The organism is Amycolatopsis sp. GA6-003 (assembly GCF_046267895.1).
In the GTDB taxonomy this organism is placed as follows: Bacteria; Actinomycetota; Actinomycetes; order Mycobacteriales; family Pseudonocardiaceae; genus Amycolatopsis.
In genome coordinates this window covers 434,524-455,046 of record NZ_CP176499.1, presented here as the reverse complement: position 1 = coordinate 455,046, position 20,523 = coordinate 434,524, and the positions used below count along the sequence as shown (strand labels likewise).

The window sequence follows — 20,523 nt, the reverse complement described above, 5'->3', positions numbered from 1 at the left end:
GGGCCGGGGCGAACGGCCCCAGCCCCGCCGTATAGGTCGTTATACACCCAGCTTACGCGCCCGCGAGCCCCCGGCGCTTCAGCAGCGGTTCGATTTCCGGCGCGCGGCCGCGGAAGGCCGCGAACGCCTCCATCGGGTCCACGCTGCCGCCGAGGCCCAGCAGGGTCGACCGGAAGTGGTCGCCGTTTTCCCGCTTCAGGCCGCCGTTTTCGGTGAACCACTCGACGGTGTCCGCGTCGAGCACCTCGCTCCAGATGTAGGAGTAGTACCCGGCGCTGTAGCCGCCCGCGAAAACGTGGTTGAAGTAGGTCGTCCGGTAGCGCGGCGGGACGCTTTCCAGTGCCACGCCCGCCTTTTCCAGCGCCTCGGCCTCGAACCGCTGCACGTCCTCCACCCGGTCGTCCGGGCCGAGGCGGTGCCACGCGAGGTCGAGCAGCGCCGCGGCGAGGTACTCGGTCGTGCGGAAGCCCTCGCCGTACTGCTGCGCGGCCTCCAGCAGCTCGACCTGCCCGGCGGGCAGCGGCTCCCCCGTCTCGTGGTGCTTGGCGTAGTTGGCCAGGATTTCCGGCCACAGCATCCACATCTCGTTGACCTGCGACGGGTATTCCACGAAGTCGCGCGGCACGTTGGTGCCGGTGAACGTCGGGAATTCGACGCCGGACAGCAGCGAGTGCAGCGCGTGCCCGAACTCGTGGAACGCGGTGCGCACCTCGTCGAGCGAGAGCAGGGTCGGCTCCCCCTCGCGCGGCTTGGTCACGTTCAGCACGTTGACCACCACCGTGCGCCGCCCGAGCAGCCGCGACTGGTCCACGAAGTTGTTCATCCACGCGCCGCCGCGCTTGGAGTCGCGGGTGTAGTAGTCCATCAGGAACAGGCCGAGCCCGCTGCCGTCGGCGTCGAAGACCTCGAAGATCCGCACCTGCGGGTGGTACTTCGGCAGGTCGTGCCGTTCCGTGAAAGTCAGGCCGTACAACCGGTTCGCGGCGGCGAACACGCCGTCGTGCAGCACCCGGTCCAGCTCGAAGTACGGCCGCAGCGCCGCGGTGTCCAGCTGGAACCGCTCGCGCTCCACCTTCGAGGCGTAGAACGCCCAGTCCCACGGCTGCAGCGTCGCGCCGGGCACGTCCGCTTCCAGCAGCTGCTGGAGTTCCGCGGCCTCGGTGCGCGCGTTCGCGACCGCCACCGGCGCGAGCCGTTCCAGCAGCCCGCCGGCCGCCTCGACGGTCTTGGCCGTCTCGTCCGCGATCACGTACGCCGCGTGGTTCGGGTAGCCCAGCAGCGCGGCCCGCTCGGCGCGCAGCCGGGTGATCTCCTCGACGATGGCGTTGTTGTCGTACTCGTTGCCGCGGTTGCCGCGCGACACCGAAGCGGTGTAGACGCGCTCGCGCACCGCGCGGTTTTCCAGCGACGCCACGGCCGCCTGCGCGGTGGGCAGCGTCAGGGTCAGCACGTACTTGCCTTCGAGACCGCGTTCGGCCGCCGTCTGCGCCGCCGCCGCGATCGCGCTTTCGCCGAGCCCCGCCAGTTCCGCGGCGTCGTCGAGCACGACGGCGAGATCATTGGTGTCCCGCAGCAGGTTCTGCGAAAAACGGGTCTGCAGCGTGGAAAGCTGCTCGTTCAGCGCGCGCAGCTTCGCCTGGTCCTCCTCGGGCAGCCCGGCGCCCGCGCGGCTGAAGTCGGTGTACCGGCGTTCCAGCAGCCGCAGCTCTTCCGGGGTCAGGCCCAGCTCCGCGCGCTTGCGGTACAGCGTCTCGATGCGGGCGAACAGCCGCGGGTTGAGGTGGATCGCGTCCTGGTGCGCGGCCAGCTTCGGGGCCAGCTCGGCCTGGATCTCCTGGATCTCGTCGGTCGCGTTCGAGCTCGAGATGTTGAAGAACGTGCCGGACACCCGGGTCAGCAGCGCGCCGGCCCGCTCGAGCGCCGCGATCGTGTTCTCGAAGGTCGGCTCGGCCGGGTCGTCGGCGATCCGTTCCACGTCGGCGGCGTGCTCGGCGAGCCCGGCCTCGAACGCGGGCCGGTAGTGCTCGTCGGAGATGCGGTCGAACGGCGGCAGCTCGTACGGCAGGCCGCTGGGGGCGGCGAACGGGTTGTCCGGGGAAATCATTCGGGTTTGCGCTCCTGGTTCTCCACAGGGTTCTCCACGTGGTTCCGCCCACCCTACGGGGTCTCGCATCCGACGGAAGGACTGTCGATCGTCAGCGGCCCGTGCTTCCGCCCACGACGGCGTCGCTCGAAGCCTTCTTGCCGCGGCCGCGCTTCTTCTTCGGCGGCGGCGGCACGATCCCGGCCAGGTCGCCGCCGTGTTCGTTCACCCGGAGCACGAACGGCCGCGTTTCGGTGTAGCGGACGACCGACACCGCGGCCGGGTCCACCACGATCCGCTGGAAGGCGTCCAGATGCTGGCCCAGCGCGTCGGCCAGGATCGACTTGATCACGTCGCCGTGGCTGCACACGACCCACACCGCGTGGTCGCCGTGCTCGGCGGTGATCCGGGCGTCGTGCGCGCGGATCGCGGCCACCGCGCGCGCCTGCATCTCGGCGAGCCCTTCGCCGCCCGGGAACACCGCCGCCGACGGGTGCGCCTGCACCACGCGCCACAACGGTTCCTTGACGAGGTTCTTGAGTTCCCGGCCGGTCCACTCGCCGTAGTCCACTTCGGACAGCCGCGGCTCGACGACCTTCGTCAGCCCCTGCGCGGCGGCCAGCGGCGCGACGGTCTGCTTGCAGCGCAGCATCGGCGACACGACCAGTTCGGCGACCGGCACCCCGGCGAACCGCTCGACGAGGGCGGCGGCCTGGGCCCGGCCGGTGTCGTCCAGCCCGACCTTCGGGGTGCGCCCGGCGAGGACGCCCGAGCCGTTGGCCGTGGACTTCCCGTGCCGGAGCAAGATGACCGTACTCACGACGCCACCCTAACCGGTGATCGGCGGGGTCAGCCCCCGGCGGGTCCCGCGTTCGGGTCGAGCACGCCGCCGAAGACCAGGCCGAACAGCACGGCGCCGAGCACCACGCGGTAGATCACGAAGGGCACGAAGCTGCGCTTCTTGATGTAGGCCATCAGCCACGCGATCACCAGGTAGCCGACGCCGAAGGCGACCAGCGTGGCCAGGATCGTCGGCCCCCACTGCGCGTTCTCGCCGTTCTTGCCGATGTCGGTCAGCTTGTACAGCCCCGAGCCGAACACCGCGGGCACCGCCAGCAGGAAGGAGTACTCCGCGGCTTCCGAACGGGTGTAGCCCATCAGCAGGCCGGCGCTCGTCGTGCCGCCCGAGCGGGAGACGCCCGGGATCAGCGCGAGCGCCTGCGCGAAGCCGTACGCCAGGCCGTGCGGCACGTTCAGGTGGTCCAGCGTCCGCTGCTGCTTCGCGGTCCGGTCGGCGAACAGCAGAATCAAGCCGAACACGATCAGCGTCGTCGCGGTGATCCGCAGGTCGCGGAAGGCCCGGTCGATCTCGTCCTGCAGCAGCAGGCCGAGCACGACGATCGGCAGCGAGCCGACGATGATCAGCCAGCCCAGCCGCGCTTCCGGGTCGCGCCGCCAGTCCGGGCGGTAGAGCGAGAAGAACCACGCGCGCAGGATCCGGCCGATCTTCGGTCCGAAGTAGAGGATCACCGCCAGCTCGGTGCCGATCTGGGTGACCGCGGTGAACGCCGCGCCCGGGTCGCCCCAGCCCGCCAGCGCCGCGACGATCCGCACGTGCGCGCTCGAGGAGATCGGCAGGAATTCCGTGAGCCCCTGCACCAGCCCCAGCACCAGGGCCTCGAACCATCCCATCACGCCGCTCCCGCCGGTTCGCCCGCCCGCTGGGGGCGCTGTCCGATTCGCACGGCCGGGAACCTATCGGGTGGTTCCTGAGAACTCCCGCGAGGGCCCCGGTCCGACACGGGGTCACCTTGCCCGGGCGCGGGCGGGTGCGCCCACTAGGCTCGGCGGTCGTGGAAAAGCGACAGCTCGGCCGGTCGGGACTGCGGATATCGCGGATGGCCCTCGGCACCATGACGTGGGGCGGCGACACCGATCCGGACGAGGCGGCCAGCCAGCTGGTCGCGTTCGTCGACGCGGGCGGCACGCTCGTGGACACCGCCGACCTCTACGCCGGCGGCGAGGCCGAGCGGATGCTCGGGGAGCTGCTGTCGGACCTGGTGCCGCGCGAGGACGTCGTGCTGGCCACCAAGACCGTCGCCCGCCGCACCGACGGCCCGTTCGGCGGCGGCGCTTCGCGCGGCGCGCTGCTGTCCGCGCTCGAAGGATCGCTGAAGCGGCTTCGCACCGACCATATCGATCTGTGGCAGCTGCACGCGTGGGATTCCTGCGTGCCGATCGAGGAAACGCTGTCCGCGCTCGACTACGCGGTCACCAGCGGCAAGGTCCGCTACGTGGGCGTGTCCAACTACGCGGGTTGGCAGCTCGCCACCGCCGCCTCTCTCGCCGCGGTGCCGTTCGTGTCCGGGCAGTTCGAATACTCGCTGCTGGAGCGCGGCATCGAACGCGAAGTCGTCCCGGCCGCGGCGCACCACGGGATCGGCATCCTGCCGTGGGCTCCGCTCGGCCGCGGCGTGCTCACCGGCAAGTACCGCACCGGCACGCCCGCGGACTCGCGCGGCGCCTCCGCCGAGTACGCCGGGTACGTCGAGCACCACCGCACCGAACGAGCCGCGCGGATCGTCCAGGCGGTCGTGACCGCCGCCGAGGGCCTCGGCACGTCGCCGCTCGCCGTGGCGCTCGCCTGGGTCCGAGACCGGCCGGGGGTGGCCGCGCCGGTCGTCGGCGCGCGCGACACCGGCCAGCTCACCGGCTCGCTCGCCGCCGAAGACCTGACGCTGCCGCCCGCGATCCGCAGCGCGCTGGACGACGTCAGCGACATCGAATTCGGCTATCCGGAACGAGGCACCCGGTGAGCCGCAGGTGTCGGGTCGGTGACACGGGCGTGACGGGTCGGCGTTCCTGGAGGATGCTGGAGGGACCCGTTCGCCGGAGCTTGGGTGGAGGTTTCAAGGTGCGTCGGCTCACCGCCGCGTCGCGGATCGCGATCCCGCTGGCCGGTGCGCTCGCGCTGTCCGCCTGCTCGTCCTCGGAGCAGCCGAAGGACAACCTGCAGGTCGTGGCCAATCCGACGGCCGCGAAACCCGCCGTCTCCCCCGCCCGCGCGGTGCCGCCCGCCGGGCAGGTGCTGCCGATGCCGGTGGTGTCCGCGATCGCGGCAGACCAGCAGAGCCGCACGCTCGTCGTCGCGCTTTCCCAGCCGCCTGAGCTGCGGCTTTACGATCTCGCCTCGCTCGGCGCGCCGAAGAAGACCGTCGCGCTGCCGGGTCCGGCGGAATCGCTCAGCGTGTCCGCGGGCCAGGCGCTCGCCGGGATCCCGGGCAAGGGCGTGCTCGCCCGGGTCGCGCTGCCGAGCGGGCAGTTGACCGCCGAGAAGGTCGCCGGGCAGCCGGCCGCCGGGGTCGCCGACGGCCCGGACACGCTCGTCGCGGTCCGCGACCGCAAGGCCGTCGAGGTGCTGGCGAACGGCTCGGTGGCGAAGACGATCACCGGGCAGCTCTACAGCGCCGACGACGTGGTCGACACCGGCAACGGCGTCGTCGTCCTCGACCGGCTGCGCACCGCGGTGTTCAGCGTGGACGTCCGGGCCGGGACCATGGACGAAGGCCTGCGCGCGGGCGACGGCGCGGCCAACGCGGTCGCGGATTCCTACGGCCGCGTCCTGGTCACCGACGCCCGCGCGGGCGCGCTGCTCGCGTTCTCCACCAGCCCGCTGATCCTCCGCCAGCGCTACCCGGTGCCGGGCAGCCCGTACGGCCTCGCCTACGACGCGAAGCGCAGCCTGGCGTGGGTCACCCTGACCGCCCGCAACGAGGTCGTCGGCTACGACGTCCGCGGCGGAGAGCCCGTCGAGAAATACCGATTCCCGACCGTGCGCCAGCCGGACACGGTGGGCGTCGACGACCAGACCGGCCGCGTCTTCGTCGGCTCGGCCGCCGGAGAAGGGACCCAGGTGATCCAGCCATGACGACAGTCGACGAGGCGGTGGTCGAAGGGGATTGGGAGTATCGCCGCCTGCGCCTCCCCCCGGCGGTGTCCCGGCGCGCGGCGATGATCCAGCTCTCCATCCACGCGGAGTTCGCGGGCTGGGAACTGCGCACGGTCCGGCTGTACGCGGACGGCACGCGGAGGGTGTGGCTGCGGCGGAAGCGCACGGCGGCGGACCATTCGACGGGGCTCGCGACCTGACCTGCTTGACTGTCCGTTGTGCGCAAGTTGGTCTATCTGGTCGCGTCCACCCTCGACGGCTTCATCGCCGCTCCGACCCGGGAGGACCCGACCGGCTCGGTCTTCCAGTTCGAGGGCGACCACGCCGAGCCGCTGCTGCGCGAATATCCGGAAATGGTGCCGACGCACCTCCGGTCAGTGCTCGGCATCGAGGACGTCCCGCACCGGCATTTCGACACGGTGGTCGAAGGCCGCGTCTCCTACCAGATGGGCGTCGACCTCGGCGTTCCGGACGCGTATGCGCATCTGCGGCACTACGTCTTCTCCCGCACGATGACCGAGGCGCCCGGCCCGGCCGTGCAGGTGGTCAACACCGACCCGGCGGAGAAGATCCGCGAGCTGAAGAAGGAAGACGGCAAGGACATCTGGCTCGTCGGCGGAGGCGCGCTGGCCGGAGCGCTGCGCGACGAGGTGGACGAGTTGCACCTGAAGCTGTACCCGGTGGTCATCGGCTCCGGCGCGCCGCTGTTCGACGCCGGGTTCTCCGTGGACAGCTACCGGATGGCGGACAGCCGGACATTCGAGAGCGGCGTCGCCCTGCTGCGGTACGTCCGCGCCTGAACCCTTGTGAACGACGTCGCCGAGCTGACCGGACGCATCTGACGCACCGACGCCGCCAGGATGCGGTATCGCCGAGGCACTGAAGCGCTGGCCCGACGAGGGGGTGCCGTCCAGTCCCACCGGGTGGCTCGTGACCACCGGCTGGCGCGAGGCGATAGACCGGGTTCGCCGGGACGCGGTCGGCCACGAGAAGGCCGTCCGGGCAGCGGCGGAACCGCCTCCGGAACCGGAGGTCGCCGGGCTGGCCGCGTTGCTGCATCGCCGCGATGCACGACCGGCTTTTCGGACTGGACCCGTCGCCCGTCGTCCTGCTGAACCAGGCGGTGGCCACGCGGTACGCCGTCGGTCCGGCTCCGGCGGGAAAAGGCGGCCCATTCGACAAGGCTCAGCCGAGCGCGGCCATCCACTCCGCCCACTTGGCTTCCTCCGCCGCCACGTCCACGTCCGGCGCGACGATGTGGTGCGTCGCCACCAGCGGTCCGCGGAAGCCTTGCATGAAGCAGAAAAGCCCCTCTTCGGTACGGATTCCGACGGTCTGCTCGTTCACCGCGTACACCACACCATCCGAACCGGCCAACCGGACTTTCGCGCCGACAGCCAGCTTTTCGACCCCGACCTCCTTCGCCAGCGCAGCCCACAACGCAGGCCAATCCGTGACAACCGCAGGCCCGAACGCGGTCACCGGCACAGCCGTCCGGCCCGGGAAGTGCCGCACGAACTCCACCAGGTTGCGGAAGAACAGCGCGCCGCCCGCCTGCATGGCCTCGAACTCGTCCGCCCAGTCGTCGCCCGGCAGGAAGCCGCTCGTGACACACCGAATCACCGAGCTGCCGCCCTCGCGGCCTTCGACGAGGAATTCGTAAGCGATCCGCCGTCCGTCCGGATCCGGTTCGCCGCCGTAGGCCAGCCGGTTCGGCGGGTCCCACGCGGTGATCGCGTGTGTCGGTTCGTAGGCCGCGAAAGCCCCGCGCACCGCGCCGCCGACCCCGCCTTCGACCTCGTTGCGGCCCATGAACCACGAGTCGATGCCCGGTCCGGTCGCGATCGCGGCCCAGACCTGTTCCGGTTCGACCGGGACCTCGGCGACGTCGATCTCCCGGAATTCCTTACCCATCCTGGTTTTCCTCCCCCATCGGCACGCTCGGGTGCACCGCCAGCACCACTCGGTGCGCGCGGCCGTTCTCGGCTTTCTCGTCGTGGTACTTCCCGACCAGCGTGGTCACCGCCGTCGCCAGCTCCTCCGCGAACGCCGCCCGGTCGGCTGCCGAAGCGAACCGGACCTCGCCGTCGAGCGCGAAGGTGGCGACGCGCTTTTTCGCTTTCGCCGCACCGGTGATCAGGATTCCGACGTCGCGCACCAGCCGTCCGGCGACGGCCAGCAGCCAGCGCGCGGAGAGCCGGTCCGGCGACTGCGCCGGATCGGGCTGCACGGCCGCGAGCGCGGACGGCGAAATCACGTACGAGGCTGCGGTCGCCCGCATCATCCGTTCCGTGACGTTGCCCTTGCGCCGCTCCTCGACCAGCTCCACGAGCCCGTGCTTTTCCAGCGCGCGCAGGTGGTAGTTGACCTTCTGCCTGGGCAGGTCGACGCGAGCGGCCAGCATCGTCGCCGACGCCGGCTGCGCCAGTTCGGCCAGGAGCCGGGCCCGGACGGGGTCCAGCGACACCTCGGCCGCGGCCGCGTCCTCGATCACCGCAACGGGAAACATGCGTCCCATCGTCGCGGCTGAACACTCACATTGTCAAGACAGGTTTTGTTGTCGGTAGACCTCGTGCACGACCGAGGCGATCCGCGGGACCACCTGCGCGGCCGCCTCCAGCGGCACGACGTGCCCGACGCCCGGCAGCACCACGGCGTACCCCTGGGCCAGCCCGCGTACGAACTGCTCGACGTCGGCGGGCGCGACGATCCGGTCCCGCTCCCCCACGATCGCCGTCACCGGCAGGTCGCCGGCCAGCGACAACGCGGCTTCGCGGGCGTAGGCGTCAAGGGCGGGCCGGAACTGCGCGACGGTGTGCGGCCAGTTGCCGCGGATCATCTTCACGGTCAGCTCGACCAGGTCCGGGTCGGGATCGTCGCCGAACAGCCACCAGCGCAGCCCGGCGCTCACCGCCCGGCTGGTGTGTTCGCGGAACACCCCGTACAGCTTCGCGCCCAGCACCATTTCCAGGTCCTGCGCGACCTTGCCGAGCGCGTTGGGCCAGGCCGCGGACGCCTCGGTGGCCAGCCGCCCGGACGACGTCGACAGCAGCACCAGCCCGCCGACGCGCGCGGCGAACAGCTCCGGATGCCGCTGGGTGAGCGACATGACCGCGAGCCCGCCCATGTCGTGGCCGACGAGCACGACCCGGCCGTCCGGGACTTCGCGCTCGAGCACCTCGGCGAGGTCGTCGGCGAGCTGCCCCATGGTCGCGGTGCCGCGGGCGGCCCGGCCCGACTCGCCGTGCCCGCGGTGGTCGTAGCTGACCACCGCGAGCGGATGCTCGACGGCGTCCGGCAGCACCGGGGCGATCCGGCCCCAGCTGCGCTGGTCGAGCGCGTAGCCGTGCAGCAGCACGACGGTCACGGCCGCCGCCGGGTCGCCCCTGCGCACGAGGTGCAGGGGCGTGCCGTCAGCGAGCCGGAACCCGGACATCAGGACGAGCGGAGGAACCGGTCCAGCACGCGGACGCCGAACTTCAGCGCGTCGACCGGGACGCGCTCGTCCACGCCGTGGAACAGCCCGGAGAAGTCGAGGTCGGCGGGCAGTTTCAGCGGCGCGAAGCCGAAGTTGCGGATGCCGAGCTGCTGGAAGGACTTCGCGTCGGTGCCGCCGGAAAGCATGTACGGCAGGGTGCGCGCACCCGGGTCCTCGGCGAGCACCGCGGCGGTCATGGCGTCGACGAGCGCGCCGTCGAACGTCGTCTCGACCGGCGGCAGCTCCATCCACTCCTTCTCGATGTCCGGCCCGAGCAGCTCGTCCAGCTCGCGATCGAACGCCTCGATCCGCCCCGGCAGGATGCGGCAGTCGACCGCCGCCTCGGCCACCGAAGGAATCACGTTCGACTTGTACCCCGCGGTGAGCATCGTCGGGTTCGCGGTGTCGCGCAGCGTCGCCCCGATCATCCGGGAAATGTTGCCCAGCTTGGCAACTGCTCCCTCGAGGTCGTCCTCCGGAAAATCCCAGCCGGTGATCTCGGTGACGCCGGCGAGGAACTCGCGCACGGAATCGGTCAGCACCAACGGAAACTGGTGCTGCCCCAGCTTCGCGACGGCTTCGGACAGCTTGGTGACCGCATTGTCGCGATGAATCATCGACCCGTGGCCCGCAGTGCCGCGAACCCGCAGCTTCATCCAGCGGATGCCCTTCTCGGCCGTCTCGATCACGTACGCGCGGACGTTGTCCTTCAAGGTGATCGAGAAGCCCCCGACCTCGCTGATCGCCTCAGTAACGCCCTCGAACAACTCGGGCCGGTTCTCGACGAGCCACTGCGCCCCGAACTTGCCGCCCGCCTCCTCGTCGGCGACAAAGAGGAACACCAGATCCCGCGGCGGCACGATGTTGTTGATCTTGTAGTGCCGGGCCAAGGCCAGCGTCATGCCGACCATGTCCTTCATGTCGACCGCGCCGCGCCCCCACACGTACCCGTCCTGAACCGCGCCGGAGAACGGATGCACCGACCACTCGGCCGGGTCCGCAGGGACGACGTCGAGATGCCCGTGGATCAGCAACGCCCCGCGACTGGGGTCAGCCCCAGGAAGCCGCACGAGCACGTTGTGCCGGTCCTTGCCGCCGGACTCGACGTAAGTGATCTCGTACCCGGCGTCAGTCAGCTTCTCCGCGACGTACTCGGCCGCGACCCGCTCGCCCACGAGGGTTTCGGGGTCGCCGGTATTGGTGGTGTCGATGCGGATCAGCTCGCTGGTAAGCGTGACAGCCTCGTCCGCAGCAACGTCGATCAAGTTCGGTTCGGTCACCGGCCATTCCTATCATCCCATGCCCCAAGACGCCGCCGTCCCGCCGAGTGGACCCCCACACCCCGCGCGACGAGCAGCCCATACAGCAACAAACCGCACCGCTGCACCCAAAGAGCGAGGCACCCAGCCCCTCCCCCGCACCCCGATACGAAGCCTCCCTGCGGTCGGCGGGTGCTTGTCAAGGCATCTTTCCCGCCTTGACAAGCACCCGCCGACCGTCAGCACAATCGAGCTTCGGGGTGCCCCACGCAACCACCAACCGGCAATGTCGCCCGCCAGGGCGACGAGCCGAACCAACTGATCCGCCAGTCAACCCAAGATCGCAACTCCTTACCCCACAACACTTCCCCCGCCCCGTTACACCCCCCACCCCCAAGAGTTGCGATTTTCGCAACCCACAACTACCGTCACCGCCCATGGACGAAACAGACCAGCTGAGAGAACGAGTACGCCAGCTGATCCAGTCCATGCCCGTCCCCCAACGCGAATTCGCCGCCGCCATCGGCCTCGACCAGACCAAACTCTCCAAGGCCCTCAACGGCACCCGCCGCTTCTCCCCGCACGAACTGGTCCGCGTAGCCGAATACTCCGGCGTCACGGTGAACTGGCTGCTCAACGGCAGCGACGACGCCAAAACCGTCACCGCCGTCCCGGCCCCGGCGGCGGGAACCGCGAGCGAGCCCGACGACCCGGCGCACTCCGAGCCACGGCGGCGGATCCTCGAAACCGCCTGGCAGCTCATCGCCGAACGCGGCTACCACCGGGTGCGCATCGCCGACATCGCGCGAGCGTGCGGCACCAGCACCGCGGCCATCCACTACCACTTCCCCACCAAAACCGAGGTCCTCGACGAAGCGTTGCGGCGCAACGTGAAGCTCGCCTTCGACCGGCAGGTCGCCGAGCTGCACGCGGTGCCCGGCGCGCACGACCGGCTGCTCAAGCTGGTCGAACTGCAGCTGCCGACCGAGGGCCTGCTGCGCGCCGAATGGTCGGTGTGGCTGCAGGTCTGGAACGAGGTCGCGCTCGACCCGCGGCTGCGTTCGCTCTACACCGATTCCTACGACCGCTGGTACCAGACCATCCTCATGACCATCCGCACCGGCCAGGAGCAGGGCGTCTTCCGCCTGGCCGACCCCGAGGCCGCCACCGCCCAGCTCACCGCGCTGATCGACGGCCTCGGCATCCAGGTGCTGACCGGGCGGCCCGGCAGCACGGTGGGCGCGATGCGCGCGCACCTGCACGACTTCATCGACCGCTCGATCGTCCAAGGAGCCTGATGAACCACGAGGTCATCGTCACCTGCGCGCTCACCGGCGCGGGGGACACCACCCGCCGGAGCCCGCACGTCCCGGTCAGCCCGGCGCAGATCGCCGAGAGCGCCATCGAGGCCGCCAACGCCGGCGCGGCCGTGGTGCACATCCACGTGCGCGAACCCGAAACCGGCGCTCCGTCGCGGGACGTCGCGCTGTATCGCGAGGCGGTGCGGCTGGTCAAAGAGTCCGGGGTGGACGTGGTCGTCAACCTCACCGCGGGCATGGGCGGCGACCTCGTCATCGACGCCGAGGACCCGCTCAAGCCGGTCGACGGCACCGACCTGGTCAACGCACTCGACCGGCTCCCGCACGTCGAAGAGCTGCTGCCGGACATCTGCACGCTCGACTGCGGCTCGCTGAACTTCGGCGAGGGCAACCAGCTCTATGTGTCCACTCCGGACATGCTGCGCACCGGCGCGAAACGCATCCAGGAGCTGGGCGTCAAGCCCGAACTGGAGATCTTCGACACCGGCAACCTGTGGTTCGCGACGAAGATGGTCGAAGAAGGCCTGATCGACCCGCCGCCGCTGTTCCAGCTCTGCATGGGCATCCCGTACGGCGCGCCGCCGGACCCCGGGCTGCTGCAGGCGATGGTGCGCCTGCTGCCGGAAGGCGCGCAGTGGGCGTCGTTCGCCATCGGCCGCGACCAGATGCCGTGGGTCGCGCAGTCGGTGCTGCTGGGCGGGCACGTCCGGGTCGGGCTGGAGGACAACCTCTACCTGGCCCGCGGAGTCAAGGCTACCAACGGCCAGCTCGTCGAACGCGCGGTGGACATCGTGCAGAAGCTCGGCGCGGACATCGCCACCCCGGACCGGGCCCGCGAAATCCTCGGGCTGAAGGAGCGCGCGAATGCCTGAAGCATCCACTGTGGACACGGTCGCCTGCGTCGGAGCCGGAGTCATCGGCGGCGGCTGGGTCGCGCATTTCCTCGCCCAGGGCTTCGACGTCCAGGCCTGGGACCCCGCGCCCGACGCGGCGGAGAAGCTCGAAAGGCTCGTCGACGCGGCTTGGCCCGCGCTCACCGAACTCGGCCTCAAACCGGGCGCGAGCCGCGACCGCCTCACCGTCACCTCGACGCTCGCGGAAGCCGTCGACGGCGTCGGCTTCGTGCAGGAAAGCGCGCCGGAAGACCTCGCACTCAAGCAAAAACTGCTCGCCGACATCGACGCGGTCACCGCGCCGGACGTCGTGATCGCCTCGTCCACCTCCGGCTACGGCATGACCGAAATGCAGGTCGCGGCGAAGACGCCGGAGCGGCTCGTGGTCGGGCATCCGTTCAACCCGCCGTACCTGATCCCGCTGGTCGAGGTCGTCGGCGGGAAGCTCAGCGCGCCGTGGGCGGTCGAGCAGGCCGCCGCGTTCTACCGGAGCGTCGGCAAGTCCGTGCTCACGATGGACCGCGAGGTGCCCGGCTTCATCGCGAACCGGCTGCAGGAAGCCTTGTGGCGCGAGGCCCTGCACATGGTCGCGAACGGCGAGGCGACCGTCGAGCAGATCGATCTCGCGATCACCGACGGACCCGGCCTGCGCTGGCCGGTCCAGGGCCCGATGCTGACGTTCCACCTGGCCGGCGGCGAAGGCGGCATGGCACACATGCTCGACCACTTCGGACCGTCCCTGAAGTCCCCGTGGACCCGGCTCGAAGCGCCGGAACTCACCAAGGAACTCCGCGACGCCGTGGTCGCCGGTTGCGACGACGAGGCGGACGGGCGGACCATCGCCGACCTGGTCGCCGAACGCGACCGGGCGGTCATCGCGATCCAGCGCGCGGTCGGGCAGGCCCGTCGTGGCTGAGTACCGCGACCGCGTCCGTCCAGAGTGGATCGACTACAACGGCCACCTCTCCGAGCCCTATTACGTGCTCGTCTTCGGCGACGCGACCACGGCGCTGATGGACATCGTCGGCCTCGGCCCCGGCTACCGCGAGAGAACCGGGGCGTCGCTGTACACGGTGGAGGCTCACGTCCGGTACCTGCGCGAAGTCGGCGCGGACGCCGAACTCGAGGTGAGCACCTCCGTGCTGGCAGTCGGCGCGAAAAAGGTGCGGCTGTGCCACGAAATGCGGGTCGGCGGCGAACTCGTCGCCACCGAAGAGCTGTTGTGCCTGCACGTTTCCGGGGGCCGCGCGACGCCGTTCCCCGCCGAAATCGCCGCCGCGCTCGCACCGCATCTCGCCCCGGTCCCGGACTACGCGGGACGTGCCATCGCCTGATCCCCTCCCCCACCGTGTCGTGAGCGGCAATCCCGGTTCTAACCGGGATTGCCGCTCACGACACCCGCTCGAAAGTCGCCCATGGAAGCCCGATGTAAACCGACCCGCGTTTCCCGCCGCCGCATTCTCACCGCGGCCCTCGCCGGCGCCACGCTCGCCGGGACCGCTTCCCTGCTGGCCGCCTGCGGCTCCACCGTCGCCGCGGCCGTGCCCTCCGGGCCGCCCAAACGAGGCGGCACCCTCCGCGTCGGAGTCACCGGCGGCGGCGCGGCCGACACGCTCGACCCGCACATCCCCGCCACCAACCCGGACATCGCCCGGGTGCTCAACCTCTACGAACCGCTGCTGCTGCGCGATCACGACTACCGGCTCCAGATGCTGGTGGCCGAATCGCTGAAGCCCTCGCCGGACGCGCGCACCTGGACCGCCGTGCTGCGGTCGGGCATCCGCTTCCACGACGGCCGCCCGGTGACCCCGGCCGACGTCGTCGCGACCTTCCGCCGGATCACCGACCCGAAGGACCCGAAGAGCGGCGCGGCCGGGCTGACCATGCTCGGCGAGGTCGTCGCCACCGGCGACCGGACCGTCGAATTCCGCCTCACCTCCCCGAATTCCGGTTTCGACGACCTGCTCGGCCAGTACAGCCTCGGCATCGTCCCGCGCGATTTCGACGTCAAGCGGCCGATCGGCACCGGGCCGTTCAAAGCCGAGACGTTCACCGCCGGGCTGCAGAGCACCTTCGTGCGCAACGAGCACTACTGGCGGCCTGGCCAGCCGTATCTCGACCGGTTGTCGCTCATCAACTTCGCCGACGACGACGCCCGGATCAACGCCCTGCTTTCGTCCCAAGTGGACGCGATCGACCAGGTCCCGGTCGCGCTCGTGGACGTGCTCCGCAGCGACCCGCGGATCCAGGTGCTGCGGTCGGAAACCGGCACCTGGCTGCCGTTCACCATGCGCGTCGACCGGCCGCCGTTCGACGACGTCCGGGTACGGCAAGCGCTGCGCCTGGTGGTCGACCGCGAGCAGATGATCAACCAGGTGCTCAGCGGACAGGGCCGGGTCGGCAACGACCTCTACGCGCCCTTCGACCCGGCGTACAACCGGCAGCTGCCGCAGCGGAAGCAGAACATCGCCGAAGCGAAACGCCTGCTCGCCGAGGCGGGGAAGCCGAATCTGGACATCGAACTGGTCACCGCGCCGATCCAGGCCGGCGCGGTCGAGGCCGCGCAGGTGTTCCAGCAGCAGGCCAAGGCGGCCGGCGTGAACGTGCGGATCCGGAAGGTCGACACCACCACGTTCTACGGCGAGAACTACCTGTCCTGGGATTTCGCACAGGACTTCTGGTACACGCGCAACTACCTGCCGCAGGTCGCGTCCGGCGCGCTGCCGAAAGCGCCGTACAACGAAACCCATTGGAACGACCCGGAATTCACCGGCCTCGTCACCCGGGCGAGCGCCACGGTGGACCCCAAGGCGCGCACCGAGCTGCTGCACCGCGCGCAGCAAATCGAGTACGAGCGCGGCGGGCTGATCGTCTGGGGCTTCGTCGACCAGGTCGACGCCTACCAGTCCTATGTGGCCGGATTCGTGCCGGACCGGACCGGGATCTCGCTGTCGGGCTACCAGTTCCGCCAGGTCTGGCTCGGCACGGCGGAAGGAGGCGCGGCATGAGCCGGCTGATCCTGAAACGGCTGCTCGTGAGCCTCGTGGTGCTGTGGCTGGTCACGCTGCTGGTGTTCGTCGCGACGCTGCTGCTGCCGGGCGATCCGGCGCGGGCGATCCTCGGCCAGCAGGCGACTCCGGAGCGGATCGCCGCGCTGCAGCACCAGCTGCACCTCGACGAACCGGTCTGGCAGCGCTACCTCTCGTGGCTGGGCGGCCTGTTCACCGGCGACCTCGGCACCTCGACCTCGACCCAGGGCCCGGTCACGACGCTGCTCGCGGACCGGGTGTCGGCCTCGCTCGTGCTGCTCGTGCTCGCCGCGGTGATCGCCACGCCGCTCGGGCTCGCGCTCGGCACCTGGACCGCGATGCGCCGCGGCCGCGCCAGCGACCAGGTGGTATCCGGCATCAGCCTGGTGATCGCCGCGCTGCCGGAGTTCGTGATCGGCGTGGCGCTCATCGTCCTCTTCGCGACGACGGTGTTCCGCGTCCTGCCCTCGGTCACGCTCACGCCGCCCGGCGAAGCGGTGTGGGCGCAGCCGAGTCAGCTCGTCCTGCCGGTGCTCACGCTCGTGCTCGTCGTGACCCCGTACATCACGCGGATGATGCGCGCGACGATGAGCGAAGTCCTCGACTCCGGGTACGTGGAAATGGCGCGGCTCAAGGGAATGCGCGAGCGGACGGTGCTGCTGCGGCACGCCTTGCCGCACGCGGTCGGGCCGGTCGCGCAGGTCGTGGCGATCCAGCTGGCCTGGCTGGCCGGCGGCGTCGTGGTGGTCGAATTCCTGTTCCGCTATCCCGGCATCGGCCAGGCGCTGATCGACGCGGTCGGCAAACGCGACGTCGCCGTCGTCCAGGCGGTGACGCTGCTGATCGCCGCGGTCTACATCGTGGTGAACCTGCTGGCCGACGTGATCGGCATCCTCGCCGACCCCAAGCTCCGGACGGAGGCAGTGCGATGACCGCGGTCGAAGAAGAACAGGTGGTGCCCGCCGTCCCGGAAACGCCGCCGCGCGCGGCCGGGCTGATCCGCACCGCCTGGGCGTTCCCGCAGGCCAAGGTCGGCACCGTGCTGGCCGGAGTCGTGATTCTGGTGGCGCTGCTCGGCCCGTGGCTCGGACCGGTCCTCACCGGGCACACCACCACCGACTTCGCCGGGAAACCGTTCAAACCCGACGGCCTGATGGGCACCGACGGTCTCGGCCGCGACGTCCTCACCCGGTTTTTGGCGGGCGGCACCACGCTGCTGCTGTACGCGGTCCTGGCCACCGCGCTCGGCATCGTGCTCGGCGCGCTGCTCGGGATGATCGCCGGGTACGGCGGCGGCTGGCTGGACAGCCTGCTGATGCGCGGCAACGACGTGCTGCTGTCGTTCCCGCAGCTGGTCATCGCGTTGCTGGCGATCGCGGTGATCGGCCCGAAGGGCTGGCTGCTGGTGCTGGTCATCGGGCTGACGCACGCGCCGCGGACCGCGCGGGTCGCCCGGCAGGCCACGGTTTCGGTGCGCAACCACGACTACATCCGCGCCGCCGAGATGTACGCCGTGCCGCGCAGCCGGATCCTGCTGCGCGAGATCCTGCCGAACATCACCGGCCCGCTGATGGTGGAACTGGGACTGCGGCTGACGTATTCGATCGGCTACATCGCCTCGCTGTCGTTCCTCGGGCTCGGCATCCAGCCGCCGGCCGCGGACTGGGGCCTGATGATCAACGAGAACCGGATCGCGCTCGTCGTGCAGCCGTGGGGCGTGCTGCTCCCGGTGGCCGCGATCGCGGTGCTGGCCGTCGGGACGAACCTCGTCGCCGACTCGCTCGCCTCGGCCGCGGCCGGGCGGACCCGGGAGGTGCGCGCATGACCGCTGCGCTGGAGGTGACCGGACTGGCCGTGCGCACGACGGCGGGCCGCCCGGTGCTGCATTCGGTTTCGTACGAGATCGCGCCCGGCGAGGTGCTCGCGCTCGTCGGCGAATCCGGTTCCGGCAAGACGACCGCCGGGCTGGCCGCGCTGGGCCATTTCCGCCGCGGGCTCGTGTCCGGCGGCGGCCAGGTGCTGCTGCGTCCACGCGACGGCGAACCAGTCGACGTGCTGACGCTCGACGATGCGGCCCGCCGCCAGTTGCGCGGCAGTGCCGTCGCGTACATCCCGCAGGACCCGGCGCTGTCGCTGAACCCCGCGCTGCGGGTCGGCCGGCAGATCGCCGAGGTGCTCGAAACGCACGGCTACGCCGGGTCCGTTGACCAGCGGGTGGCCGAGGTGCTCGCCGAGGTCGGGCTGCCGTCCGACGAGGCCTACCAGCGGCGATACCCGCATCAGCTGTCCGGCGGGCAGCAGCAGCGGGTCGGCATCGCGATGGCTTTCGCGTGCCGCCCGAGCGTGGTCGTGCTGGACGAGCCCACCACCGGCCTCGACGTGAAGACGCAGGCGCTGGTGCTGGAAACGGTGCGGCAGCTGACGTCCGAGCACGGCGTCGCGGCGCTCTACATCACGCACGACCTCGCCGTGGTCGCGCAGCTCGCGGACCGGGTTGCCGTGATGTACCAAGGAGATCTGGTCGAATGCGGCGTCGCCGACGAGGTGCTGCGGCGGCCGAAGCACGCATACACGAAGCGGCTCCTCGCCGCGGTGCCCGACCTCGACGCGGAGCCCGCCGCTGCTCCCCCGCCAGCCGACGCGGTGCTGGCCGCGCGCGACATCCGGGTGTCCTATGGGCAGCAGAAAGTGTTGCGCGGCATCAATCTCGCCGTGACGCGCGGGGAAAGCGTGATGCTGCTCGGCGAGTCCGGTTCCGGGAAAACCACGCTGTCGCAGTGCATCGCCGGACTGAACCGCGGCTTCACCGGGACCGTCGCGCTCGAAGGCACCCCGCTCGCCCCGGCGGCCCGGCAGCGCAGCACCGATGAGCTGAGGCGGATCCAGTACGTCTTCCAGAGCCCGTTCTCGTCGCTGAACCCGCGCAAGACGATCGCGCAGTCGATCGAGGTTCCGTTGGTGCGCTTGACTTCCCTCTCCCGCGCCGAGCGGCGCGAACGCGTCGCGGAGACGCTGGACCGGGTCCGCCTGCGCCACGACCTCGCGAACCGGCTGCCGGACCAGCTCAGCGGCGGCGAACGGCAACGCGCCGCCATCGCCCGCGCGCTCGTCACCACGCCGGACGTCCTGGTGTGCGACGAGGTCACTTCGGCGCTGGACGTCTCCGTGCAGGCCACGATCGTGGAACTGCTCGGCGAGCTGCGCCGGGAGCTCGGCATGGCGATGCTGTTCGTGACGCACAACATCGCCCTCGCCCCGGAGGTCGCGGACCGGATCGCGGTGCTGCGCGGCGGCGAGATCGTCGAGGAAGGCCCGGTCGAAACGGTGCTCAATTCCCCTTCGCACGAGTACACCAGCGAACTTCTCGCTACGACCCCGAGGTTGTGAATGACTTTCAGCGGTGCGGTGAAGCCCGGTTACGAGGCCGTGCGGGAAGCGTTCGGCGACCTCGTCGAAGCGACCACCGGCGGAGCCGCGTTCAGCGTGTTCCGCGACGGCACCCCGGTGGTGGAACTGTGGGGCGGCTCGGCGGCGGACGGGGTGCCATGGACCCAGAACACCCGCGCCGTGTTGTTCAGCGGCACCAAGGGCGTGGTCGCGACCGGCCTGGCGATGCTGACCGCACAGGGAAAACTCGACCCGGACGAACGCGTCGCCCGCTACTGGCCGGAATTCGCCGCCGCGGGCAAGGAGGACGTGCCGGTCTCGCAGGTTCTCTCGCACACCGTCGGCCTGCCCTACGTCGAGGCCGACCTGCCCATGCTGGACAACGCGGCGAACGCCGAGGCCCTCGCCGCCCAACGTCCACTGTGGACACCCGGCACGAAGGTCGCGTACCACGCGCTCACCTACGGCTACCTCGCCACCGAACTGGCCCGGCGCGTCACCGGAGCGGACCTGGGCGCCCTGATCCGCGACCTCCTCGCCGCGCCGTACGGCCTCGACCTGCGGCTCGGCACCCCGCCGACCGTCCCGGTCGCTTTCCTGCGGCGCGCGCCCGGCTACCGGATCAGCACGTTCCTCCAGGACGAGGAACGCCGCCGGATCGTCGAACGGATGTACCGCGGCCTGCTCGATTCGGGCGACTCGATGAACTCGCCCGAGTACCGCGGCGCCACGCTGGCCGCAGGCGGCGCCGTCGGCACCGCGACCGCGATGGCCCGCCTCTACGACCTGCTCCGCTCGGGCGACCTCGTCCCCGGCGACGTACTGGCCCAAGCCACCCGCACCTGGTCCGAAGGCATCGACGCGATCAACGACCGCCCACTCCGCTTCGGCCTGGGCTTCGAACTGGCAGACCCGATCGGCACCTACGGCCCCGCCGAAGCCGACCCCGCAGCCTTCGGCCACTCGGGCGCCGGCGGCGGCCGCCATGGAGCGTGGCCGACGCGGGGGTTGTCGTTCTCGTTCGTGACGAACGAACTCCAGGCCGAGGATGTGGACCACCGAGCGTCATCACTGCTGGCGGCCCTGCACGAGGCCAGCTGACCTCTCTGCGGGTCGTCTTCCTGCT

General features: G+C 70.7%; 20 protein-coding genes. 13 read left to right on the top strand and 7 right to left on the bottom strand.

What is annotated here, in order from left to right:
- Nucleotides 1-52: 52 nt before the first annotated feature.
- From F9C12_RS02125 to F9C12_RS02115, 3 genes are all read right to left on the bottom strand, one after another.
- Nucleotides 53-2,104 (bottom strand): M3 family metallopeptidase, encoded by a 2,052-nt coding sequence (locus F9C12_RS02125; protein WP_409464528.1) that lies wholly within the window; start codon nt 2,102-2,104, stop codon nt 53-55.
- A gap of 91 nt (nt 2,105-2,195) precedes the next feature.
- A complete protein-coding gene (locus F9C12_RS02120; RefSeq protein WP_409464527.1) occupies nt 2,196-2,903 on the bottom strand; it encodes a histidine phosphatase family protein in 708 nt (235 codons plus the stop codon).
- A 29-nt stretch (nt 2,904-2,932) separates the two neighbouring features.
- Nucleotides 2,933-3,775, bottom strand: coding sequence for an undecaprenyl-diphosphate phosphatase (locus F9C12_RS02115; protein ID WP_409180285.1), 843 nt, complete (start codon nt 3,773-3,775; stop codon nt 2,933-2,935).
- A gap of 161 nt (nt 3,776-3,936) precedes the next feature.
- Between F9C12_RS02115 and F9C12_RS02110 the strand changes: the two genes are divergently transcribed.
- The 4 genes from F9C12_RS02110 (at nt 3,937) to F9C12_RS02095 (ending at nt 6,832) form a co-directional block, all read left to right on the top strand.
- Nucleotides 3,937-4,899 carry an aldo/keto reductase gene (locus F9C12_RS02110; protein ID WP_409464526.1) on the top strand — a complete coding sequence of 321 codons (963 nt, stop codon included), beginning with the start codon at nt 3,937-3,939 and terminating at the stop codon, nt 4,897-4,899.
- Nucleotides 4,900-4,997: 98 nt separating this feature from the next.
- Nucleotides 4,998-6,011, top strand: coding sequence for a YncE family protein (locus F9C12_RS02105; RefSeq protein ID WP_409464525.1), 1,014 nt, complete (start codon nt 4,998-5,000; stop codon nt 6,009-6,011).
- Entirely contained in the window at nt 6,008-6,232 is a 225-nt protein-coding gene (locus tag F9C12_RS02100) for a DUF5703 family protein (protein ID WP_344275483.1), read from the top strand. The genes F9C12_RS02105 and F9C12_RS02100 overlap by 4 nt, the downstream gene beginning before the upstream one ends.
- 18 nt (nt 6,233-6,250) lie before the next feature.
- Entirely contained in the window at nt 6,251-6,832 is a 582-nt protein-coding gene (locus tag F9C12_RS02095) for a dihydrofolate reductase family protein (protein ID WP_409464524.1), read from the top strand.
- Nucleotides 6,833-7,217: 385 nt separating this feature from the next.
- On the opposite strand, the gene F9C12_RS02090 is transcribed toward F9C12_RS02095, so the two are convergent.
- Genes F9C12_RS02090 through F9C12_RS02075 form a run of 4 tightly spaced genes read right to left on the bottom strand, consistent with a single transcriptional unit; the run spans nt 7,218 to nt 10,790 of the window.
- The gene (locus tag F9C12_RS02090) at nt 7,218-7,946 is read right to left on the bottom strand and encodes an SRPBCC family protein (RefSeq protein ID WP_409464523.1); all 729 of its coding nucleotides are present in this window, start codon (nt 7,944-7,946) and stop codon (nt 7,218-7,220) included.
- A complete protein-coding gene (locus F9C12_RS02085) occupies nt 7,939-8,541 on the bottom strand; it encodes an ArsR/SmtB family transcription factor (RefSeq protein ID WP_409180280.1) in 603 nt (200 codons plus the stop codon). The genes F9C12_RS02090 and F9C12_RS02085 overlap by 8 nt, the downstream gene beginning before the upstream one ends.
- A 33-nt stretch (nt 8,542-8,574) precedes the next feature.
- Nucleotides 8,575-9,468: an alpha/beta fold hydrolase gene (locus F9C12_RS02080; RefSeq protein WP_409464522.1), complete on the bottom strand. Its 894-nt coding sequence runs from the start codon at nt 9,466-9,468 to the stop codon at nt 8,575-8,577.
- Nucleotides 9,468-10,790 carry a M20/M25/M40 family metallo-hydrolase gene (locus F9C12_RS02075; protein ID WP_409464521.1) on the bottom strand — a complete coding sequence of 441 codons (1,323 nt, stop codon included), beginning with the start codon at nt 10,788-10,790 and terminating at the stop codon, nt 9,468-9,470. Before F9C12_RS02075 ends, F9C12_RS02080 begins: the two co-directional genes overlap by 1 nt.
- A 416-nt stretch (nt 10,791-11,206) precedes the next feature.
- Here F9C12_RS02075 and F9C12_RS02070 point away from each other — a divergent pair, with 416 nt between their 5' ends.
- The 9 genes from F9C12_RS02070 to F9C12_RS02030 all read left to right on the top strand — a co-directional run bounded on the left by F9C12_RS02070 (nt 11,207) and on the right by F9C12_RS02030 (nt 20,498).
- Complete coding sequence (locus F9C12_RS02070; RefSeq protein ID WP_409464520.1) at nt 11,207-12,067, top strand: TetR family transcriptional regulator C-terminal domain-containing protein; 861 nt, start codon at nt 11,207-11,209, stop codon at nt 12,065-12,067.
- Entirely contained in the window at nt 12,067-12,960 is an 894-nt protein-coding gene (locus F9C12_RS02065; protein WP_409180276.1) for a 3-keto-5-aminohexanoate cleavage protein, read from the top strand. Before F9C12_RS02070 ends, F9C12_RS02065 begins: the two co-directional genes overlap by 1 nt.
- Nucleotides 12,953-13,897, top strand: coding sequence for a 3-hydroxyacyl-CoA dehydrogenase NAD-binding domain-containing protein (locus F9C12_RS02060; protein ID WP_409464519.1), 945 nt, complete (start codon nt 12,953-12,955; stop codon nt 13,895-13,897). Before F9C12_RS02065 ends, F9C12_RS02060 begins: the two co-directional genes overlap by 8 nt.
- Nucleotides 13,890-14,315 carry a thioesterase family protein gene (locus tag F9C12_RS02055; protein WP_409180274.1) on the top strand — a complete coding sequence of 142 codons (426 nt, stop codon included), beginning with the start codon at nt 13,890-13,892 and terminating at the stop codon, nt 14,313-14,315. The genes F9C12_RS02060 and F9C12_RS02055 overlap by 8 nt, the downstream gene beginning before the upstream one ends.
- A gap of 81 nt (nt 14,316-14,396) precedes the next feature.
- The gene (locus tag F9C12_RS02050) at nt 14,397-15,989 is read left to right on the top strand and encodes an ABC transporter substrate-binding protein (protein ID WP_409464518.1); all 1,593 of its coding nucleotides are present in this window, start codon (nt 14,397-14,399) and stop codon (nt 15,987-15,989) included.
- On the top strand, nt 15,986-16,942 hold the full coding sequence (locus F9C12_RS02045; protein ID WP_409180272.1) for an ABC transporter permease: 957 nt from the start codon (nt 15,986-15,988) through the stop codon (nt 16,940-16,942). The genes F9C12_RS02050 and F9C12_RS02045 overlap by 4 nt, the downstream gene beginning before the upstream one ends.
- On the top strand, nt 16,939-17,835 hold the full coding sequence (locus F9C12_RS02040; protein ID WP_409464517.1) for an ABC transporter permease: 897 nt from the start codon (nt 16,939-16,941) through the stop codon (nt 17,833-17,835). The genes F9C12_RS02045 and F9C12_RS02040 overlap by 4 nt, the downstream gene beginning before the upstream one ends.
- Nucleotides 17,832-19,397 carry an ABC transporter ATP-binding protein gene (locus F9C12_RS02035; protein WP_409464516.1) on the top strand — a complete coding sequence of 522 codons (1,566 nt, stop codon included), beginning with the start codon at nt 17,832-17,834 and terminating at the stop codon, nt 19,395-19,397. The genes F9C12_RS02040 and F9C12_RS02035 overlap by 4 nt, the downstream gene beginning before the upstream one ends.
- A complete protein-coding gene (locus F9C12_RS02030) occupies nt 19,398-20,498 on the top strand; it encodes a serine hydrolase domain-containing protein (RefSeq protein WP_409464515.1) in 1,101 nt (366 codons plus the stop codon). It abuts the gene before it with no gap.
- Nucleotides 20,499-20,523 lie beyond the last annotated feature (25 nt).